Annotated in this window: 13 protein-coding genes; 7 read left to right on the plus strand and 6 right to left on the minus strand. The window is 40.5% G+C overall.

Annotated features, from left to right (window positions below):
- Positions 1–18 precede the first annotated feature (18 nt).
- The 4 genes from BMW53_RS08080 to murB all read right to left on the minus strand — a co-directional run bounded on the left by BMW53_RS08080 (position 19) and on the right by murB (position 7,397).
- Positions 19–1,953, minus strand: a complete 1,935-nt coding sequence (locus BMW53_RS08080; protein ID WP_139178060.1) for a tetratricopeptide repeat-containing sensor histidine kinase — start codon at positions 1,951–1,953, stop codon at positions 19–21.
- Between the two features lie 553 nt (positions 1,954–2,506).
- The gene (locus BMW53_RS08085; RefSeq protein ID WP_038562621.1) at positions 2,507–3,553 is read right to left on the minus strand and encodes an NAD(P)/FAD-dependent oxidoreductase; all 1,047 of its coding nucleotides are present in this window, start codon (positions 3,551–3,553) and stop codon (positions 2,507–2,509) included.
- Positions 3,550–5,568 (minus strand): thioredoxin domain-containing protein, encoded by a 2,019-nt coding sequence (locus BMW53_RS08090; RefSeq protein WP_038565567.1) that lies wholly within the window; start codon positions 5,566–5,568, stop codon positions 3,550–3,552. The genes BMW53_RS08085 and BMW53_RS08090 overlap by 4 nt, the downstream gene beginning before the upstream one ends.
- Positions 5,569–6,380: 812 nt before the next feature.
- Positions 6,381–7,397 carry a UDP-N-acetylmuramate dehydrogenase gene (gene murB, locus BMW53_RS08100; protein ID WP_038562626.1) on the minus strand — a complete coding sequence of 339 codons (1,017 nt, stop codon included), beginning with the start codon at positions 7,395–7,397 and terminating at the stop codon, positions 6,381–6,383.
- A gap of 185 nt (positions 7,398–7,582) precedes the next feature.
- Here murB and BMW53_RS08105 point away from each other — a divergent pair, with 185 nt between their 5' ends.
- On the plus strand, positions 7,583–8,686 hold the full coding sequence (locus tag BMW53_RS08105) for a glycosyltransferase (RefSeq protein WP_038562628.1): 1,104 nt from the start codon (positions 7,583–7,585) through the stop codon (positions 8,684–8,686).
- A 155-nt stretch (positions 8,687–8,841) separates the two neighbouring features.
- Here the strand turns inward: BMW53_RS08105 and BMW53_RS08110 are convergent, their stop codons facing one another.
- On the minus strand, positions 8,842–9,564 hold the full coding sequence (locus tag BMW53_RS08110) for a cell division ATP-binding protein FtsE (protein WP_038562630.1): 723 nt from the start codon (positions 9,562–9,564) through the stop codon (positions 8,842–8,844).
- 205 nt (positions 9,565–9,769) lie between these two features.
- Between BMW53_RS08110 and BMW53_RS08115 the strand changes: the two genes are divergently transcribed.
- The 6 genes from BMW53_RS08115 (at position 9,770) to BMW53_RS08140 (ending at position 20,316) form a co-directional block, all read left to right on the plus strand.
- Positions 9,770–12,841, plus strand: a complete 3,072-nt coding sequence (locus BMW53_RS08115) for a tetratricopeptide repeat protein (RefSeq protein WP_038562632.1) — start codon at positions 9,770–9,772, stop codon at positions 12,839–12,841.
- Positions 12,842–12,852: 11 nt separating this feature from the next.
- Positions 12,853–14,625 carry a TonB-dependent receptor gene (locus BMW53_RS08120; protein ID WP_139178062.1) on the plus strand — a complete coding sequence of 591 codons (1,773 nt, stop codon included), beginning with the start codon at positions 12,853–12,855 and terminating at the stop codon, positions 14,623–14,625.
- Between the two features lie 346 nt (positions 14,626–14,971).
- Positions 14,972–16,942, plus strand: coding sequence for a DNA topoisomerase (ATP-hydrolyzing) subunit B (gene gyrB, locus BMW53_RS08125; RefSeq protein ID WP_038562637.1), 1,971 nt, complete (start codon positions 14,972–14,974; stop codon positions 16,940–16,942).
- 141 nt (positions 16,943–17,083) lie between these two features.
- Entirely contained in the window at positions 17,084–17,665 is a 582-nt protein-coding gene (locus tag BMW53_RS08130; protein WP_038562640.1) for an LOG family protein, read from the plus strand.
- A 238-nt stretch (positions 17,666–17,903) separates the two neighbouring features.
- The gene (locus tag BMW53_RS08135) at positions 17,904–19,343 is read left to right on the plus strand and encodes a Do family serine endopeptidase (RefSeq protein ID WP_038562643.1); all 1,440 of its coding nucleotides are present in this window, start codon (positions 17,904–17,906) and stop codon (positions 19,341–19,343) included.
- A 112-nt stretch (positions 19,344–19,455) separates the two neighbouring features.
- A complete protein-coding gene (locus BMW53_RS08140; protein WP_038562646.1) occupies positions 19,456–20,316 on the plus strand; it encodes a sigma-70 family RNA polymerase sigma factor in 861 nt (286 codons plus the stop codon).
- A gap of 54 nt (positions 20,317–20,370) precedes the next feature.
- Here BMW53_RS08140 and BMW53_RS08145 read toward each other — a convergent pair whose 3' ends face one another.
- Positions 20,371–21,627: a cation:proton antiporter domain-containing protein gene (locus tag BMW53_RS08145; RefSeq protein ID WP_038562649.1), complete on the minus strand. Its 1,257-nt coding sequence runs from the start codon at positions 21,625–21,627 to the stop codon at positions 20,371–20,373.
- Positions 21,628–21,735 lie beyond the last annotated feature (108 nt).

Genomic DNA, 21,735 nt, shown 5'->3' on the forward strand with positions numbered 1-21,735 from the left:
CAAATAGTTTTGGGATATTTATTCGTTAAGAACAGGAATATTTATAATGATACGGACCCCGGAATGGTTTTGGTTTAAATCTTTGAGGTTTTGTATTCTATATTCAAAATCTTTATTATTCTTTTGTTGAATTAATTTTCTTCTCTTTTCAAAAATCTTCATAGCCATCGATTTGTGCCCTTTTGGTTTTGTTGTCATTTTAGGCATTCCCTCTCCGTTGTCTTCAATAACAAACTCAATCCAATCTGTTTTATCTGCAATCTGAAGTTTTAAAAGTCCTCCTTCGTTGCGTTTCTTTAAACCGTGTTTTATTGCATTCTCAATAAAAGGCTGAATCATCATCGGTGGAATTTTAATAAAATCCAGTTCAAGATTTTCATCATAATCTATCTGATAATCAAATTTATTTTGAAAACGCATCCTTTCCAATTCAATATAGTTCTTAAGCATGTTTAACTCATCGCTTAGTGAAATTGTGTCTTCCGATGAATATTCGAGAGTGGCTCTGGTTAAGGATGCAAATTGAGATAAATATCCTGCCGCTTTTTTCGAATCGTTAGCTAGCATGAAGTTTTGTATTGATCCTAAAACATTAAAAATAAAATGCGGATTCATCTGCGAACGGAGTACTTGCTGTTGCAATTCGTTTTGAATATATTTTGCCTGTTTACGACGAATCCGTAATATGTATAAAATTAAAGCTACCAGCAATACCAGAATTATAACTATTACAATAGCTGCCTGCATCACTCTTCTTCTCAACAGATTTTCGGTAGTTAACAATTCAATTTGTTGCTCCTTTTTTTCTGTCTGGTATTTGGTCTCCAAATCTTCAATCGTTGAGCGAACATCTTCGTCGCGTAGATATTCCTGATAAACATGCAAAGAATCGTTCCAGTTGTATGCATCTGAATAATGGCCCAGAACAAAATTTAATTCGTATAAAAACTGAAGACATTTTAAACGCTCCGCCGAATAATACGTCATTTCTTCTTTCGAAATATTCTCGATAGCCAGTTCTAATGCCTTTTGAGGTTGGTTTAAGGCCCAGTATATTTCAATTTTACAATTGTTGCTAAAAACGGTATCGTAGGGTGTACCATTCGAATATTCTTCAGCTTCCAAAACCATTTCCAAAGCTTTTTCGTATTCCTTGAGTTCAATGTAAATAAGCGAACTATTTGTTAACGCCGTTCCAATACCTTGGGTAAAACCATTCTCCTCGCTAAACACTTTAAGCGTATCGTAATAAGCAAGTGCCTCTTCGTGTTTAAACTGGTGCTCTGCTATTCCGCCTAAACCATTGTAAATTTTTGCGATGTCGCTTACCGAGGCACACCCTTCAACATCCTTCATTTTGTATGCCCGTTGCACATATTGTTTGCGCTTTTCGAGATTCCCTGTTTCCTTAAAAATATTGCTCATTGCCATATAATGATAGCATATTCGCACCCAATTATTGGTTGTTTCTTTAATTTTAAGGGCATATAAACCGTACTTTATAGCATTGTTGTAATCGCCGTTAAAACTATAATTACCGGCAAGATTCATACTAATTTTTGCGATCTCCGTATTGTCTTCTGTTTTTTCTGCACACTCCAACGCTTTTTTATAAATAGCGGTTGATACCTCTAAATCACCAACCATTAAGTATAATGCTGCTAAAGAATTTGCCACTCGTGCCATTTCTTTATAATTCGAACTATTTTCGGCAATTTGCAATGCAACTTCAAGATTGGTAATGGCATTTTCAGTTTCACCTTCAGCGTCTAAAAACATTCCATAATCAAAATAAGCATTCAACTTATCAATACTATCGGTTGCTCCTGAAATCCGTGTTTCATATTCAATGCGAGCAGTATCCTGCTGGTAGGATTGCAATGCATTTGCCGAGAGCGCCCCAAAAAGCAGTGTCGCAAGAGCACATAAATTTACACCTGTCTTTAAAAGCATAATTTTTACCGATTTTTTACTACTCACCTTAACTTAGAAGAGTAAATTTTGGAAATGAAATTTCGATTTGCGTGCTTAGTACTTATCCTTATAAGGTATCTGACTGTAATAATTGCATTTGATTTCATTCAGTATTGTTATGGATGGATAATATGGAACTAAGATACTTTATTTTATGCTGATTATGATAAGCTTTTGAAGAGTATTACAATATTTTGTAAAAAGCCTATTTGAAATAAGCTTATTCTTCATTGGCAATCTATTATAATCATAGGAACAAACACAAGTACACAAGCAGCTATCACACTGATTATACGACAACTACAAACCCATCCTTAATAAATAAACTTCCTATTAATACGGAGTATCTGTATTGAAATTATTTGAGATTAAATTAGAGCTACAAACAGCCTGAAAGCCATTTATCTAAAGTGAACGTTAGTTCATACTGTGATTTCTTGTGTATATGTAATAGCGGTAACAATTATAAACCGATGAATTAGTACCTTAATTAAGGTACGCAAATAAACTCTGCTAAACACATTCTCAAAGTCTAACTTTTATAAAAGCGTTGTAGGTTTACTTCTTTGGGTAAAATATGATTTCCTTTCATTAAAGTCCAAAGCATCTGTTTCGCAAAATAAGGCGCCAGCATCACACCTTTTGTTCCCAGGCCATTAAACACAAAAACGTGTTCATGCTGCGGGTTCTTTCCCAAAACCGGCCGCCGGTCGATAACGGTTGGCCGCACACCTGCCCAGTGTTGTTCAATCGAAAAATCAACATGAATAAGGTCTTTTAAACGATCGACAATTGAGTTTTTACCTTCCTCTGTTGGAATATCCGTCAGGTCTTTCCACTCGTATGTTGATCCGACTTTAAAACGATGATCGCCGATTGGCAACACAAATACACGCCGGTTAATGATATATTCTTCCGAAAGATCGGGCGCATAAATCTGCAACACCTCTCCTTTTGCGGGTTGCAAACGAATAAAATCAAACAGCGGGTGGGTTTTTAAATAATGTCCCTCACAAAACACAATTTTATTGAACTGAATATTCTGAAAAACACGATTTTCAAAATCGTCTTCTTGAACAGAAAAATCAGCTTCTATCAACAATTCCTTCTGCTGAAAATATCGTTTGGCAGCATCAAGGAAAAGACCCGTTTTTAAATATCCTGATCCTTTTACAATTCCATAAGCGTTAGATTTGAAAACGTGGTCAACCGGACTGCTTTCACAAATCTCGTTAATAAACGGCGCAAACCTTTCGTCGGTTTTTCGTTCCTGCCACAGTGCTGTTTCCTGCTCCGACAGCGGTTTTATCATGGGCAAATCGAAATAAAAACGTTCTCTCAGTAATTCTTCCAAAACTCGATAACGTTTTTTCATTACCGGCAACAGCTCGTCAACCATCCAGCTTTTTGTCATACGTTTAAAAACCAGCGGATTTACCATACCTGCCGCCACACGCGTTGCCGTACTTTTTTTTGGATTGTTAACGATACGAACACTCACACCTGCCAAATGCAATTCAAAAGCCAGCAATGTTCCGGCCAGGCCCTGCCCAACAATCAATACTTCAATCTTTTTCATTTTATCGAGAGCTTTTTGGCAGCTTCATTAACATCTTCAACCGGCAAGTTGCAGGTACCGTTTTTACATACATAAATCAAATCACGGGATTGATCGAACCGGTCTTTTAACAATGCAACTTCACTCTCTTGCTCGTTAAATGCCCAAAGCACATGCGGATAAAAACCTTTTTGTAATTTATCAATCAACAAGCGAGAATTGATTCCACAAACCGCCACCTCAAAATAAGGTGCCGTTAATTTCAAAAGCAGTGTTCCCCAGTTGGCATAGGCCATGGGGTAATTGGTAAAATGCGACGTAATGTATTGCAACATCTTTTTTGCCGTTTCCAGAAACTCTGGTTTTCCATGGATTAAATACAGACGATGCAGATTGTTGGCCATTACCGAATTGGCTGCCGGAATTACATTGTCTTCTTTCTGGAAATGATTTGTTATTACCGCGTCGGCATTAAAACGGTTGAAATAAAAAAGTCGTTTTTCTTCATCATAAAAATGGGCAAAAACATAATCCACCAATTTATCGGCCAGTGCTAACCACTTTTCATCACCTGAGACCTCATAAAGTGCAAGAAACGCCTCAATCAACAAGGCATAATCTTCCAGAAATGCATCGATGGATGTAAAGTCATTTTTCCAACTATGGTAAAGTTGACCATCCTCTCTTATCAGGTTATTTTCGATGAAGTCAGCATTTTTAATTGCCAGACTCAAAAACTCTTCGTTTCCAAAAGCTTTGTAAGCATCGGTCAACCCTTTTTGCATCAGTGCATTCCACGATGTAAGTGTTTTGTCATCCAACCCGGGACGCACACGTTTGCTTCGTGCTTTTAACAAAGCGTATTTCCATTTTCCAACTTTTACCTCGAGCTGATTTAAACTCAATCCATGCTTTTCGGCAAATGCTTCATTTGAACGATCCCGAAGGAGTATGTAATTATTGTGCTCCCAAAATCCTTTACCATTTACATTGAAATAGTCGGCAAACAAATCATACTCTTCTTCTAAAACTTCAAACAGTTCATCTTTTCGCCACACATAAAACTTTCCTTCTACGCCTTCGCTATCGGCATCCAACGACGAATAAAAAGCACCGCTTTCGTCCATCAGCTCACGTTCTGAAAAAGCAATGGTTTCGTAAACAACGGTTTTAAATTCCTCATTTTTAAACTGCTGAAATGCCTTTGAATACACGCTTATCAACTGCCCGTTATCGTACAACATTTTCTCGAAATGCGGAACTTTCCACTTTTCATCCACCGAATAGCGAGCAAAACCACCACCCACCTGGTCGTAAATACCACCGCGGGCCATTTTCAGCAAGGAGGTTTCAACAAAACGCAGAACCTCTTCATCCGAATTCATAAAACCATAGTAAAGCAAGAAATCGAGATTTACCGGCATTGGGAATTTCGGAGCGCCGGTTCTTCCGCCCTCCTTGTAATCGAAATATTTTTTCCAGCCGTTAACGCCGTTTTTTAACAATTCGGGGCCGAATGTTTCTGCCGTTTCTACTTCGGGCATTAACGAAACCTGATGAATTCCCTGCTGCAGGCGGGTTGCAAATTCTTCCGCCTTATTTTGTTTTCCCTTGTAGAAAGCAGCAATCGTTTTCAGGTTCTCAACCCAGGTTTCTTTCGGGAAATAGGTTCCGCCCCAAATTGGCCGTCCATCGGGCAAAGCAATTACATTTAAAGGCCAGCCGCCCTGCTGCCCCATCAACTGAACCGCACTCATGTAATAATGGTCCACATCGGGGCGCTCTTCGCGATCGACCTTGATGCAAACGAAGTTTTCGTTCATCACGGCAGCCACCTTTTCATCCTCAAAACTTTCGTGCTCCATTACATGGCACCAGTGGCAGGCAGCATAGCCAATACTTACCAAAATCAATTTGTCTTCGGCTTTTGCCTTTTCAATTAGTTCCTCGCTCCAGACCTGCCAGTTTACAGGATTGTGGGCATGTTGTAAAAGATATGGCGATGTAGCATCTATTAGCGCATTTGTATGTGGCATAATCAAAATAAATGTTTTTAAACAAACTGTTTTCAGCCTGATTCTGTTCCGAAATGATTGTTTTTCAGAAGAACAATAAAACAGGAAATTAGTTTCGGACATTTTGTTTTTTGGCTCCCATCTCATGACAATACGGTGTGTACACAAATATTTTAGAGGTCCTGCTTTACAATCGACTTTTAATATGCGGCGCAAGGTAGGGTTGTATTTCAAAAACCGGAAGCAGTTGCGCCTTTGTCATTTTTCTCTTCTATCCCCGGGGCTGTGCTCCCTGCGGGTGCTTCCCCCGGGCTATTGATTACGCACCCTTGGTGCTTAAAGCCCCGAAGCGGGCGACAGGCAATAGCCCGGTGCGAGTGGCTGAGTTTACGAAGACACAAAGCGCCGGGTAAAAGATCGATAAAAAATCGTTCGGCGTCTAAAATATTAGAATTGGTCAGCTTGTTCCGAACGAAAAATCGTTGCAGAATCATTTGAAAATGGGAATATTAAAGTTGTGTAAACACCGCTTTCGCATGACAAAGGTCATTTTGACTTTTAATACGACAACTATTTTTGCAGGTACAAATCCACCTAAGAAATTAGGACACAACATCAAACAAAAAATAAAAATCCCGGACTGGACGCCGGGATTTTTTTATAGCTTAAATTTCTTCTGATGTCTTTTTAATGAAATTAACGTCCTCCACAAAAGATTTCACGCAGATTACGCTAATTATCGCAGATTTTAGATAAAACATCAGTTTCTCATCTGCTTAATTCCGCGTAATCTGCGAGCAAATAAAATTGAAAGGAATTCGGATAATTGCGTCCTAAATGCAGTTTACTTCACGTTCCAATGTCACGCCAAACTTCTCTTCCACCGATTTACAAACCGCTTCAGAAAGTTCGTAGATAGCTTTGCCGGTGGCTTTGCCGTAATTTACCAGCACCAAAGCCTGTTGTTCGTGCACACCGGCTTCGCCCATTCGTTTGCCTTTCCAGCCGACCTGTTCGATAAGCCAGCCGGCAGCCAGTTTAATTTTGCCTTCCCCTCCAGGATAAACAGGAATTTCAGGGTATTTCGATTTTATTTGCTCAGCCAAAGCGACTTCCACCACCGGGTTTTTAAAAAAACTACCGGCGTTTCCGAACTCTTTTACATCGGGTAATTTTGAGGAGCGGATTTCAATAACCGCCTCACGAACGTTGTGAAGATTTACCTCTCCTTTTTCGTTTACCCGTTCTTCGAGCTGTCCGTAGCCAAGATTAAACTCGGGGAATTTATCCAAACGAAAAATTACTGAAGTGATGATAAAACGGTTTTTCAGGTAATTTTTAAAAATACTGTTGCGGTATTGAAACAGACATTCGGCGGCGTTAAATTCTGCGGCACAGCCTTTTTCCAGGTCGAATCCTTTCACTTTTTCAACTAAACGGCAAACTTCCTGTCCGTAAGCTCCGATATTTTGTACCGGTGCAGCACCCACTTTTCCGGGTATCAACGAAAGGTTTTCGGCTCCCCCAAGGCCTCTGTTTACTGCAAATTCAACAAACTCATCCCAAACTTCGCCGGCTCCAACTTCAAACCATTCATGATTGCGATCTTCCCAAACCGGGTTTATTCCGGGCACATTCGGATGAATTACCAAACCATCAAAATCATTCATAAACAAAATATTGCTGCCCTCTCCCAAAACGATCAACTTCTCCTCTTTCCAGCTTTTGTTGGAATTCAGAAAAACCTGCAGGTCTTCCAGTTCGGTAAATTCGAAATAATATTTTGCTTTGGCGTCGATGCCAAATGTATTGTGTGCCTTTAGCGAATGATTTTCAGAAAAGCGGATCATAGAATAAATTTTGCGCAAAGATAAAAGCTCCGTTGATTAATGAGGAAGGATTGAGAAACAATATTTAAAGATTGAATGGAGATCGATAAAGATTGAATAAGATTGAGTCCACATCAAGAATCTTCCGACTTCCATCTTCCCGCTTCCTACTTTTTCTATCTTTACAACAAATTCATTTCATTCACTTGAAGCGCAAAAAACAAATAATTGTTTCTGTTACCAACGACCTGGTTGCCGATAACCGGGTGCATAAGGTTTGTACCTCGCTGGAAGAAATGGGATTCGGGGTTTTACTTGTAGGTAGAAAATTAAAAAACAGTCAGCCAATTAATCGCAGCTATCTGACTCACCGCATGCGTTTGTGTTTTACAAAAGGTGCCTTTTTTTATACTGAATACAATTTCCGCTTACTCCTGTTTTTACTTTTCCGAAAAGCCGATGTTTTGCTGGCTAACGATTTGGATACGCTGACGGCCAATTACTTTGCGTCAAAAATCAAACGAGTTCCAGTGGTTTACGATAGCCACGAGTATTTTACCGAAGTTCCGGAATTAATTGATCGCCCGCGAGTAAAGCAATTTTGGGAGTGGCTGGAAAGTAGAATGCTGCCAAATTTAAAACACTGCTACACGGTTTGTGATTCTATTGCTGCAGTTTACCATGAAAAATACGGAGCATCATTTAAAGTAGTTCGAAATATTCCTGTTTCAAAAAACAGGCTTCAGCTTATCGAAAATGAAAATCAGCCTAAGATCATTCTTTACCAGGGCGCTGTAAACATTGGCCGCGGACTGGAACAAGCGATAAAAGCCATGCATTTTATTGAAGGCGCACAACTAGTAATTGCCGGCGATGGCGACATAAAACAACAACTGGAAGAATTGGTGCGCACCGAAAAACTGGAAAACAAAGTACGTTTTACCGGCCGCCTTTCCATTGATGAACTGGCCGAACTTACACCCACTGCCGATTTGGGATTATCGATTGAAGAAGATTTGGGACTGAATTATCGTTTTGCACTGCCCAATAAATTGTTCGATTACATCGGTGCCGGAGTTCCCGTATTGGTTAGCGATTTGCCGGAAATGAAAGCGATTGTTGAAAAATACGATATTGGTGCTATCTGCAATTCACACGATCATAAAAATCTGGCAAATGCGGTTAATGAGGCTTTGAATAATTCAGACAAAATAAAAACCTGGAAAACCAACCTGATTCAGACTTCACAAGAACTTACCTGGGAAAATGAAGCGGAAGTTTTAAAAGGTATTTTTGCTGAGTTTCTGTAAGATTTAATGTGAATATTTCCTGACTAGTTCATTCTGGTTTCTTGTAACGTCATGCTGAACTCGTTTCAGCATTTCTTTTTCAGTATCTCCTTTCGAAAGCCCCTGAAACAAGTTCAGGGTGACGTTTCATCAACTCTGATTAAGTGAAAGACAAATTACACATTTTTCTCCAGCAGATTTTCAAACTCTATTTCCTCTGTGTTTTTTGCCGAATCGTTTAATTTCCCATTAACACAAACCCATGTTCGAGCAGGCTTTTTGGCAATTGCAGCATAATCGTGCGTAGCCATCAAAATGGTTTTTCCGTCGTTATTCAACTGGATAAACAAGTCAAGAATATCTTCCGAAGTCTCGGGATCCAGGTTGCCGGTAGGCTCGTCGGCCAAAATAATATCAGCATAATTTAAAATGGCACGGGCAATAACCACACGCTGCTGCTCGCCACCACTTAACTGGTGCGGCATTTTTTCTTTTTTGTGCAACATGCCAACCCGCTCGAGCACTTCATCAACCCGGTTTTCAATTTCCAGCTTGTTCTTCCATCCGGTGGCTTTTAACACAAAAGCCAGATTGGCATACACATTCCGGTCGGTAAGCAAACGAAAATCCTGAAAAACAACGCCAAGCCGTCTTCTCAAATACGGGATATTTCGTTTTTTTAGTCCAACCAAATCAAAATCCAACACACTCCCAAAGCCAAATTCCAAAGGTAATTCCGCATTCAACATTTTTATCAGACTGGTTTTTCCGGTTCCAACTTTTCCAACCACATAAATAAATTCGCCTTCCTTCACCTCTACATCAACACCCGACAGCACCAGGTTATCGTATTGGTAAATACTGGCATCCAGCAACTTTATAACTGTTTTTTTGTCCATAAAAAATGTGTTGCAACTAAAATAGTTCGAAATTTCTTACCCACATATATAATAAAGGAAAGAAATAAACAGTTTTTTGTTAAGAATTACAAGCATTAACGGCAGTTTAGCAAGTCGGGAATAGCTATTTTAGTTGGTCAATTGTAAAAAGTAAGCCAGCAAATGGTTTGAAACAATTAATTCATTCAAAACAAAGCGAATAAGCATGAGAACAATACAAATTTTGTTATCTCTTTTTATCATTATTGGTTCTTTTCAGCAAGCCGGCGCGCAGGAAACGGCTTATTTCGATGATGTGAGAAAGGATATCGACATCGCAAAAGAACTTTACGACAAGGGAAAATACGTTTCAACTTACCGGCAATTCGAGAAAATTCAGGAACGTGTCGAGCCTAAATCGGAATTGTATTCTGAAGCCGAATATTACAAAGCAGTTTCGGCACTTCACTCCGGGTACCGCTCGGGCGACGAGCTGATCCGTACTTTTGTTGAAAACTATCCTGACAGTCCGTACATGAACAGCGCACAATTCAACCTGGGGAAAAACCAGTTTGAAAAGCGACAATATTCGCTGGCTGTTCGCACTTTTGCAAAAGTAGATAGAAGCGACCTGGCGGAAAACGAGCGCATTGAATTGCAGTATCAGAATGGATTTGCAAACCTCGAGGAAGGAAATACCGATGTTGCCTACCGCGAGTTTATGGCCATCCGAAATACCAACAATTTGTACAGCAAACCTGCCACTTATTACTGTGCACATATTTTGTATTTAAGAGAAGATTACGACGCCTCGATTGAAGCTTTTAGGGCACTAAACAACGATCCTTCTTATTCGCCGGTAATTCCGCTGTATGTTAGCCACATATACTACAAACAAAAGAAATACAACGAGGTGGTAAACTACACCACAACCATTATCGACGATGTGCAGGAAGAACACCAAACCGAACTGGCCAAGATTGTTGGCGATTCGTATTTTCATTTAGGTCAGTACGAAAATGCCATTCCTTACCTCGAGAGATATTTTGAAACATCGGGGACAAAAACCCGCGAAGAAAATTACATCCTCGGTTTTTGCTACTATCACACCAACAAATTCGCCGAAGCCGCCCAATTACTGCAAAAAGCAGCTATCGGCAACGATGAAATGACCCAAAACGCTTACTATCATCTGGCCGATTGTTTTATCAAACTCAACGACAAAGAGAAAGCAAAAACAGCTTACAATGCAGCTTCGGAATTTGATTTTAATGCAGACATTAAAGAAGATGCTCTGTTTAGTTACGCCAAATTAACCTACGAGCTTTCGTACTCTCCTTTTAACGAAACCATTAACGCTTTCGACCGCTACATTGCTGAATATCCAAACTCGCCAAAAAACGCTGAAGCCTACGAAATTCTGGTCGAAGTTTATATGGTGACCAAAAACTACAAAGACGCAATTGAATCGATTGAGAAAATACAAAACAAAACGCCCCACATTTTAGAAGCCTACCAGCGCGTAACATTTTATCGCGGTCTGGAGTTGTTCAATAACCTGATGTACAACCAGGCGATCGAGAATTTCGATCTGTCGCTGGCCAACGGAAACTACAACAAGGAAATAAAAGCGCGGGCACTTTACTGGAAATCGGAGGCCTTGTACCGCGTGGGCGATTACGATAATTCAATCACATCGTACAACCAATTCGCACGCAGTTCTTCTTCCGCCAGTGATGCTGAAGTATTAAATGCCCATTACAACATGGGTTACGCTTATTTGAAAACCGATAATAAAGAAGCGGCGCAACAACATTTCCAACAGTATGTGCAGAAAATGCAGGGCAAACGAACACCAAAAATTGCTGATGCCTACAATCGAATTGGCGATTATTATTTCCTGAATACAAATTATGCGCAAGCCATCGATAGTTACGAACGTGCCTACAACATAAAAATGCTGGAAGCCGATTATGCCCTGTTGCAAATTGCTTTTTGCCAGGGGCTTCAGCGTAATCAACAAGACAAGATTAACAACCTAAACCTGTTATTACGCGAGTTTCCGGAGTCGGATTATTACGACGACGCTTTATATGAACTGGGGCGCGCGAACGAACGACTGGGTAACAATTTCGAGGCCGTTCGCCAGTACCGGGAAATTGTTGAAAACCATCCAAACAGCAACTACTACCGTAATGCGCTGTTGCAACTGGGTTTGGTTAATTACAACAACGGCGACTTTAACAAAGCCCTTAACCAGTACAAAGAAGTAGCCGAAAACTACAAAGGAACACCCGAGGCCAATTCTGCACTTCAGGGGATTAAAAACTGTTATGTGGAACTGAACGATGTGGATGCTTATTTTGCGTACGTGAAACAATTGGGTGGCGATGTCAACATTAGCGCATCGGAACAAGACCAACTTACCTACTCGGCTGCAGAACGTGTTTATATGGCCGGAAACGAGGATGCCAACGTACAACTTCAGCAGTACCTGAATCAATATCCAAACGGAGCTTACGCAACCAATGCGCATTTCTATCTGGCAGAAATAAAATACAAAGAAGGCAACTACGGAGAAGCCAATTCACACTATTCGTTTATAGCCAATCAACCCGATAATATTTTTACCGAACAGGCGCTTGCACGCGCATCGGAGTTGACCTACAACGCCGGCGACTACGATACCGCACTCGATCTGTTTAACCGTCTGGAAGAAAAATCAACCGGTAAATGGAATTCGCTTCGTGCAAACACCGGACAAATGCGCTGCCAGTTGATCAATCAAAATTACCAGGCAGTAATTGTGGCTGCCGAAAAAGTAAATAAATCGGATGTAGCCAACGAAGCACTGAAAAAAGAAACCGATTATGCCATTGGAAAATCGAATTACGAACTGGGCAATTTAAGTTCAGCAATCAGCCCTTTACGCGACGTGGCAAAAGACACCAAACTGGAACAAGGCGCCGAAGCCAAATACCTGCTGGCCGAAATTTATTACCGCGACAATAACAGGGCAAAAGCCGAGGACGAAATTGTTGATTTCATCGACAAAGGCACACCATACACCTATTGGCTGGGTAAATCCTTTTTGTTGCTGGCCAGCATTTACGAAGATGGTGGCGACCAGTTTCAGGCAAAACATACATTGAAAAGCCTGGCTGAAAACTATAACGACGACAACGACGGAATAAAAGCCGAAGCACAGCAACGCCTTGATGTAATTCTGGCAAAAGAGGCGCAGCAACAGCAAAATGCAGTCGATAGTTCGTTCCAAATGGAAATTAAACAAAACTAAAAATGCACAACATGTTCAAAACAGCACGATATATTTTTACACTACTTTTACTTGGCACTGCCGTATTTTCACAGGCCCAACAAGATACCACGCTTACCAAGGAAGTTGAGGTAACCAAAGCATACAAACCAACCATTTCGGATGCCAACAAACTAAACAGCATGCCGACAATTGATGAAACGGAGCATCAGAAACCAACCTTTAACTACAACATTAACAGTAAGCCGGTTTTTAGCACCTTTTCGGTGAATCCGTTAAAAGCAGCCATCGTTGAAACTTCGAAGAAGGAAGACAACGGCTACGGCTTGGTTCGTGCCGGACTGGGAACAACTTTCCGCCCTTACGGCGAGGTTTTCTTTAATAATCAAAACTCCAGGAATTCGTTGTTTGGAATTCACTCCATGCACCTGTCGTCGTTTGACGATATTAAACTTGAGGGAGGCGACAAAGTGGATGCACCGTTTATGAAGAACGAGGTTGATCTGTTTGTAAAACACACGTTTCAGGACAATGTGCTTTCAGTGAATCTGGACTTTAAACACGATGCATTTAACTATTACGGCTATCCTTTAATGGCCATTCCTGATCCACTGCTGGAAGACGGCCAAACCATAAATTATTTCGATACCAAACAGTCGTTTGCAAAAGGCGGTATCAATATTGGTTTGAAAAACCCGACTGCTGAATACGATGATGCAACTATTGGATTTGATTTTTCCTACCATTATTTTGGTACCAAAACCGATCAGCGCGAGCATTACGCCAACTTTGTGCTGGATGTACAACAACCAATGGTTACCGGCGTTGGACTGCTTGAAGGTGGCGTTTTATACACACAGGCCAGCGACATTTTCCTGCAAACCGACTCAACCACCGGCAAACGTTCGCAAATAATTATACACGCTAAACCGGCCTGGTTTGTTGGCAACGAAACCGCAAACATTACGCTGGGCGTAAATACTTTTTTCGCCATAGTTTCAGATAAGGATACCGAAGCTAAAATCTCTCCAAACGTACGTGCCAACTGGGCACCGGTTCCGGAGTTAATAAATCTGTACGCCGGAATTGACGGCGACTACATCAGCAATCATTATTCAAAAATAGCTTACGAAAATCCATTTGTCGATCCGGAGCACGATGTAATGAATTCGTTCCAAAAGTTCCGCTTTTATGGCGGTTTCGATGGTAAGTTCTCGAAAAAGACCAACTTTAAAATTTCAGCAGAATATGCCATGATCGATAATCAGCCGTTTTACTATTTAAGCTATGCACCAATTGGAGAATCGTTAGCCTATCCGGTGCAACTTGTTATGGACAACACTTTTAAGCCGTTGTACGACAACATGAATCGATTGAAGTTAAATGCCGAAGTATTTCACGCCTCGTCAGACAAAGTTGATTTAACTGCATCGGTAAATTACTACAGTTACAAACTCGACGAGCAGGAAGAAGCCTGGAACCTTCCGCAATGGGATGCGAACTTAAATATTGGCTACAAAGTAAACGACCAACTTAGTTTGTCGGCCGATATATTTTTAATGGGAGAAAGAAAAGCGTTATTGATTGAACAACCGGCAACAGACATTCCAGAAGACCTTCCTATTAGAAGATCGAATAGCCTTGACACCGCTTTCGATCTAAACGTAAAAGGAAACTACCAGATAACTAATCAATTTTCGGTGTTTGCACAGCTCAACAATTTTGGTTTTCAAAAATATCAACGCTGGTTCGGGTACCCGGTACAAAGCTTTAATATGCTGGCCGGTATAAGTTATTCGTTCTAATTGGCATTAATCAATCAATTCGGTAAAAGGGAGGCGTCAGCTTCCCTTTTTTCGTGGAAAAATCAGAGTACAAATTACCGTATTTCCAACATGATTTTCTCCAAAATAAAAACCGGCTGCTTCATGCTCATTTTGAGGTTAATATCTTGTTAAAAAATAAGGTCTTTTAACACAGTAAAAGCAGCGGTTTTCTGCCCATTTTTTATATATTTGTGACGTGATTATCAGATCACTTTTAGAACGAGATAAAAGCTTGAAAATCAACTAGTTTTCTTCGAAAGGTTTTAAAGAATTTTTTGCGAGGGAAACTATTTTATTTTAGAGGATTTAATTTTAACAAAGAGAGATGAGCGAAATTGAAAAAAATGGAGTCCAAAGCAACGGCAATGGAAACTACGGAGCAGATAGTATCCAGGTGCTTGAAGGTTTGGAAGCAGTAAGAAAAAGGCCGTCGATGTACATTGGCGACACCAACGAAAAAGGGTTACACCACCTGGTTTACGAGGTGGTCGATAACTCGATCGACGAGGCGCTGGCCGGTTACTGTAACAACATCGAAGTTATCATTCATGAAAATAATTCCATCACGGTAAAAGATGATGGACGCGGTATTCCCACCGAAAGACATTCAAAAGAAAATAAATCGGCGCTGGAGGTTGTAATGACCGTTTTGCACGCCGGTGGTAAATTCGATAAAGATTCGTACAAAGTTTCGGGTGGTCTGCACGGTGTAGGTGTATCGTGTGTTAACGCACTTTCTACTTACCTGAAAGCTGAAGTGCACCGCGACGGAAAAATTTATGTACAGGAATATGCCAAGGGAAAACCACAAGGCGATGTTCAAATTATTGGAAAGACCGACAAAACAGGAACCTTTGTAACTTTTGTGCCGGACAACAGCATTTTCCTAACTACCGAATACAAGTACGAAATTCTGGCAGCACGTTTGCGCGAGCTGGCTTTTCTGAATGCAGGAATAAAACTTCGAATTATAGACGAACGTGTTATTGAAGAAGATGGTTCTTTCAAATCAGAAAATTACTTCTCGGAAGCAGGGTTAAAAGAATTTGTTGAATACCTTGACGGTACCCGTGAAAAACTGATTGAGGAAGTAGTACACATTACCACCGAGAAAAATAATATTCCGGTAGAAATTGCACTACAGTACAACACTTCATTCTCTGAAAATATTCACTCGTACGTTAACAATATTAATACGATTGAAGGAGGAACGCATTTAACCGGTTTTAGACGTGGTTTAACACGTACCTTGAAAAACTATGCCGACCAAAGCGGAATGCTCCAAAAACTGAAATTTGACATCAGTGGAGACGATTTCCGCGAAGGATTAACTGCAATTATTTCGGTAAAAGTTCAGGAGCCTCAGTTCGAAGGTCAGACAAAAACTAAATTAGGTAACTCCGAGGTTAGTTTATCAGTTGACCAGGCAACCAGCGAAGCCCTGCAAAACTACCTGGAAGAAAATCCGAAGGCAGCCAAGCAGATTGTGCAAAAAGTAATTTTGGCAGCTCAGGCGCGTCACGCGGCGCGTAAAGCCCGCGAAATGGTACAACGTAAAAACGCACTTTCAGGTGGTGGTTTGCCGGGTAAGTTGAGCGACTGCTCGGAAAAAGATCCTGCACAATGCGAAGTATTCCTTGTCGAGGGAGACTCGGCAGGTGGTACCGCCAAACAAGGCCGCGACCGCAGAACACAAGCCATTCTTCCGTTGCGTGGTAAAATCCTGAACGTGGAAAAAGCCATGCAGCACAAGATCTTCGAAAACGAAGAGATCAAAAATATTTTTACCGCTTTAGGAGTTACCATTGGTACCGAAGAAGATTCGAAAGCGTTAAACATGGAAAAATTAAGGTATCACAAGATTGTGATTATGACCGATGCCGACGTGGACGGTAGCCACATTGCAACACTTATTATGACTTTCTTTTTCCGTTATATGAACGACCTGATTAAAAAAGGTCACCTTTATATTGCAGCTCCACCACTTTACCTGATAAAAAAAGGAAAGAGAGAAGCATATGCATGGTCAGACAAACAACGTCTGCAACTCATTGATGAATGGGCCGATGGTAACGAAAGTGCCGTTCACACGCAGCGTTACAAAGGTTTGGGAGAGATGAATGCCGAGCAGCTTTGGTCAACTACCATGAATCCTGAGCAACGTACACTGCAACAGGTAACGATTGAAAATGCTGCCGAAGCTGACCATATTTTCTCCATGCTTATGGGCGATGATGTACCACCGCGTCGTAAGTTTATTGAAGACCACGCTACCTACGCAAATATTGATGCGTAAATAAGATTTGAGATTTCAGCAATGAGTAGTACTACACAGCTACTTACACGCTAAAATTTCATTCACGATATTTAGAAAACCGGGCAATGCCCGGTTTTCTTTTCTCAGTACTAATTACTCACTACTTATATCTAAAATTAAATGAACATCTGTGTTTTCTGCTCATCGAGCAATGCCATAAACGATAAATACTTTGAGGCCGCACAAAACCTGGGCGAGTTAATTGGCAAAGGCGGCCATAACCTTATTAATGGAGGTGCCAATGTTGGACTGATGGAGGCAGCTACCATTGCTGCCAGCAAAGCAGGTGCAAAAACGGTAGGTATTATTCCCGAACGAATGATTGGCAGGTCGCTGGCCTCCAATAACTCGCACGAAGTAATAATTACCACCGATATGATGGAGCGAAAAGCACAAATGCGCGATATGTCGGATGCTTTCATTGCATTGCCGGGCGGCTTCGGTACACTCGAAGAAATACTGGAAGTTATTACACTTCGGCAACTCTCCTACCACCACAAACCAATTGTTTTTGTAAACACAAATAATTTTTTCGACCACCTTTTTAAACAATTTGAGCTCTCGTATGTCGAATTATTTGCAAAAGATATTTACCGACAATTATATTTTGTGGCAGAAACGCCTGAAGAAGCGATGAAATACATCGAAAATTACGAGGAAGTAGAGCTCGATTCGAAATGGTTTAAGGTCCCCGAAAAATAATTGTCAGTAGCTGTAATTATTAATGCGATAAATTGTCGTATTGTTTGCAAGTTCTGTCAAGCCATACTGACATAGTTACAGTTGACACCGATTTTATTTTCACTTTTTAACACAAGCGGTAATTGGGTGTTAAATTATGCAAAATAGCGGCAATCACCGGCAGGCAAGCAAAACAGTGGCAATAAATTTGCGTTCTTATATCCCATAGAAAACAAGAACGTTTAAAAATTTTTAAGTTATGAAAAGAGTAGGAAGAATTTCGCTGACATTTTTACTTGTTATAGCAGGTGCATTTGTAGGAGTTTGGGCTTACAGCACTTTTTTCGACAAGCCACAAGTTGTAACCGTAAAAGAAGAACAAGCAGCACGATTTGTTGATTACCCCGCCGACAGTGAACAACAGTTACCCGATTTAACTTTTGCCGCCGAAAAATCAATTCATTCGGTAGTTCATATTGCCACCAAATCAGTTCGTACAGGCCAATGGTCGAGCGGTAATCCGTTTTTAGATGAATTTTTTGGCTTGCAACGACAACAGCCTCAAGTACGTCAAGGATTTGGATCCGGCGTAATTATGTCGGAAGACGGATACATAATTACCAATAACCACGTTATTGAAGATGCACAGGATATTAAAGTTATTTTGAACGACAAACGCGAGTTTGAAGCCCGTTTGGTTGGTACCGATCCATCAACCGATATCGCCCTGTTAAAAGTAGATGCTGAAGATTTGCCTTATTTAACTTATGGTAATTCTGATAATTTAAAACTTGGCGAATGGGTTTTGGCCGTTGGTAACCCGTTTAACCTTACATCAACAGTAACCGCAGGTATTATTAGCTCGCAGGGACGAAACCTGGGAATCAACCAGGATCAGTACCGAATCGAGTCGTTTATTCAAACCGATGCGGCAGTAAACCCCGGAAACAGCGGAGGAGCATTGGTTAATCAGCAAGGTAATTTGGTTGGAATTAACACTGCAATTGCCTCGCGTACCGGGTCATACACCGGATATTCTTTTGCGGTGCCTGTTTCTATTGTAAAAAAAGTTGTTGAAGACTTAAAAGAATTCGGAGAGGTACAACGTGCATTACTCGGTGTAAACATTGGCGATGTTAACGCAGAAATTGCTGAAGAACTGAACCTTGACAAGGTGGAAGGTGTTTATATAGGTGGAGTCGTTGAGAACGGAGCTGCCAACGAAGCCGGCATAAAAGAGGAAGATGTAATCATCAGCGTTGATGGAGATAAAGTAAAAACAGCAGCCGAGCTACAGGAAAAAGTTAGTCAGTACCGTCCGGGCGACAATGTTGATATTGTTGTAATTAGAGACAATGAAAAGAAACAATTTACCGTTACCTTGCGTAACAAACATGGCGACACCGAAATAGTACGCGACAATATAACCGTACTGGGTGCCGAGTTTGAAACAGTGAGTAACAATGTTAAACAGGATTTGGGAATCAGAAACGGCATCATGATTACCAATCTTGAGAAAGGAAAACTTAAAGATGCTGGTCTCGAAAAAGGGTTTATTATTACCTCGGTAAACAAAAAACCTATTTACGAAGTATCAGATTTTAAGAGAGAAGTTGGAAATGCGAGAGGAGGAATTCTGGTTGAAGGTGTTTATCCCAATGGGGAATCAGCATACTATGTTTTTGGCGTTGAACGTTAACATTCAACCAACATAACCTTTAACTTTGTATTAATTACAAGATACGATGAGCTTTCTCCTTTATCATTAGATATTAATGTTCTATATTTGCACGATTTTTTAAGGATTATATATGAGACAACTAAAGATCACCAAGTCAATCACTAACCGTGAAAGTGCCTCTTTAGATAAGTATTTGCAGGAAATTGGTAAAGAAGAGCTGATTACTGTAGAGGAGGAAGTGGAGTTAGCACAGCGGATTAAAAAAGGCGATCAGGCGGCTTTGGAGAAATTAACAAGAGCAAACCTTCGATTTGTTGTATCGGTGGCAAAGCAGTACCAAAACCAGGGACTTAGCTTACCCGATTTAATTAACGAAGGAAACCTTGGTTTGATTAAAGCAGCCGAAAAATTCGACGAAACCCGCGGTTTTAAGTTCATTTCTTACGCAGTATGGTGGATTCGCCAATCAATTCTTCAAGCGCTTGCTGAGCAGTCGCGTATCGTTCGTTTGCCTCTGAACCAGGTAGGTTCGCTGAATAAGATCAATAAGGCTTATTCGAAATTTGAGCAAGAACACGAACGTAAACCGTCGCCTGAAGAGTTAGCCGAAACACTGGAGCTGCCTGCTGATAAGGTTGCTGATACGTTAAGAGTATCGGGAAGACATGTATCGGTTGATGCACCATTTGTTGATGGTGAAGACAACAGTCTGTTGGATGTACTGGTGAACAACGATTCGCCAAATGCCGACAAAAGCCTTATCAACGAATCTTTGGCTAGAGAAATTTTCCGCGCATTAGCTACTTTGACTGAGCGAGAAAGTGACATCATTAAACTGTTTTTTGGCATAGGGTGCCAGGAAATGACATTAGAGGAAATCGGTGAACGATTTGGATTAACCCGCGAAAGGGTAAGGCAGATAAAAGAAAAGGCTATCAGACGATTAAGACATACATCGCGTAGCAAATTATTAAAATCATATCTGGGCTAAGAAGAAAAAAGAAAGGTTGTCATTACAAAATGGCAACCTTTTTTATTTTAGAATTTAGTCAATCGACATTTCAATAAAATCAGGCTTATCCCCCTCATCGCTTTTTGTTACGTCTTCCTCTTCCCCATTCTTACTATTCGTACTTTTGCTTGCAATTAAAGCCCACGCCATAATTAAACTGGTGGCAATAATAACAACAAACAATACTGCGCCTTCAAATTTTTCGGCCCGTAACGATTCGGGTATGGCAAAGAATAACAGTACTGTAATTAATCCTTTTGGCGCTATAAAGGTTTGCGGCAGCGTATCTTTTCGTTCGATTACGTAAAATAAGCCAAAACGAAAAATATAAGTAACTGCCAGAAATATAACACTGATCAGCCAAACTTTCCAGCTAAATAACGATGCCAGCGGCAAGGTCATCCCAAAAACAACGAAGAAAAAAGTACGCACCAAAAAGGCGGTTTCTGAAGTAATCATTTTAAACTGATCGAAAAGTCCATCTATTTTTGCGTCGTTCAACCACTCCCGTAGTCTTCCGAAAAGCAAAACTTTATAATTACGCAGCAATAAGCCGAACATTAAAATAATTATCAATGATGATAAGTGAAACATTTTCCCCACGGCATACAGTAAAACCAGTACCGCCAGAAACAAGAAGAATTTTGCGTCGCCTTTTATATTTTGAATGATATACAGCAAACCATAACACAGTGCCACCGAAATTACCAACGTAAGCACAATATTACTTCCGATGGCAAAACTAAGCTGACGCATCCCTTCAACATTCAGGTTTTCCACAATCATGTAAAATACCATAATGCCCAAAATATCGGAGAAAGTACTTTCGTAAATTAAAAACTCCCGCTTGTATTTTGTAAGGTTGGCAACACTTGGAATAATGATTGCACTACTCATTATTGACAGCGGCAACGCGTAAACCAATGCCGGCAAAAAATTAATTTCGGGAATAAAAAACTGAATAAGAAATGCGATAGAAACGGCTGTTAATCCGAGCGATAACGAAGCGATGGTAAACGATTTCCATATAAGTGGCCAGTTCTCTTTCTTCAACTCCAGATCAAGAGCGGCTTCCAGCACAATCATTATCAACCCAACAATTCCTAACACTTCGAGTGCCCAGAAATAATCGGGCTCCATTTCAAAGTAGGTCATTAACTGCTGCACTCCAACCCCCAGTAATATTAAAATTAACACGCTGGGCACGTTGGTTTTCCGCGAAAACATATTTGTGAAAAAGGAAAATATTATGATGACACAAAGGCCAATCAAAAAGAGGTATGCACTCATAGAGAAAACTTTGTTTTAAGATACACAAACAGTTGGATAATGCAATTGTTTTTATGAAAAACAGAGGCTCTTATCTTTCAGTTAGAAACACTTCATACTCAGTAAATA

This window comes from Draconibacterium orientale (assembly GCF_900111425.1).
Classification (GTDB): domain Bacteria; phylum Bacteroidota; class Bacteroidia; order Bacteroidales; family Prolixibacteraceae; genus Draconibacterium; species Draconibacterium orientale.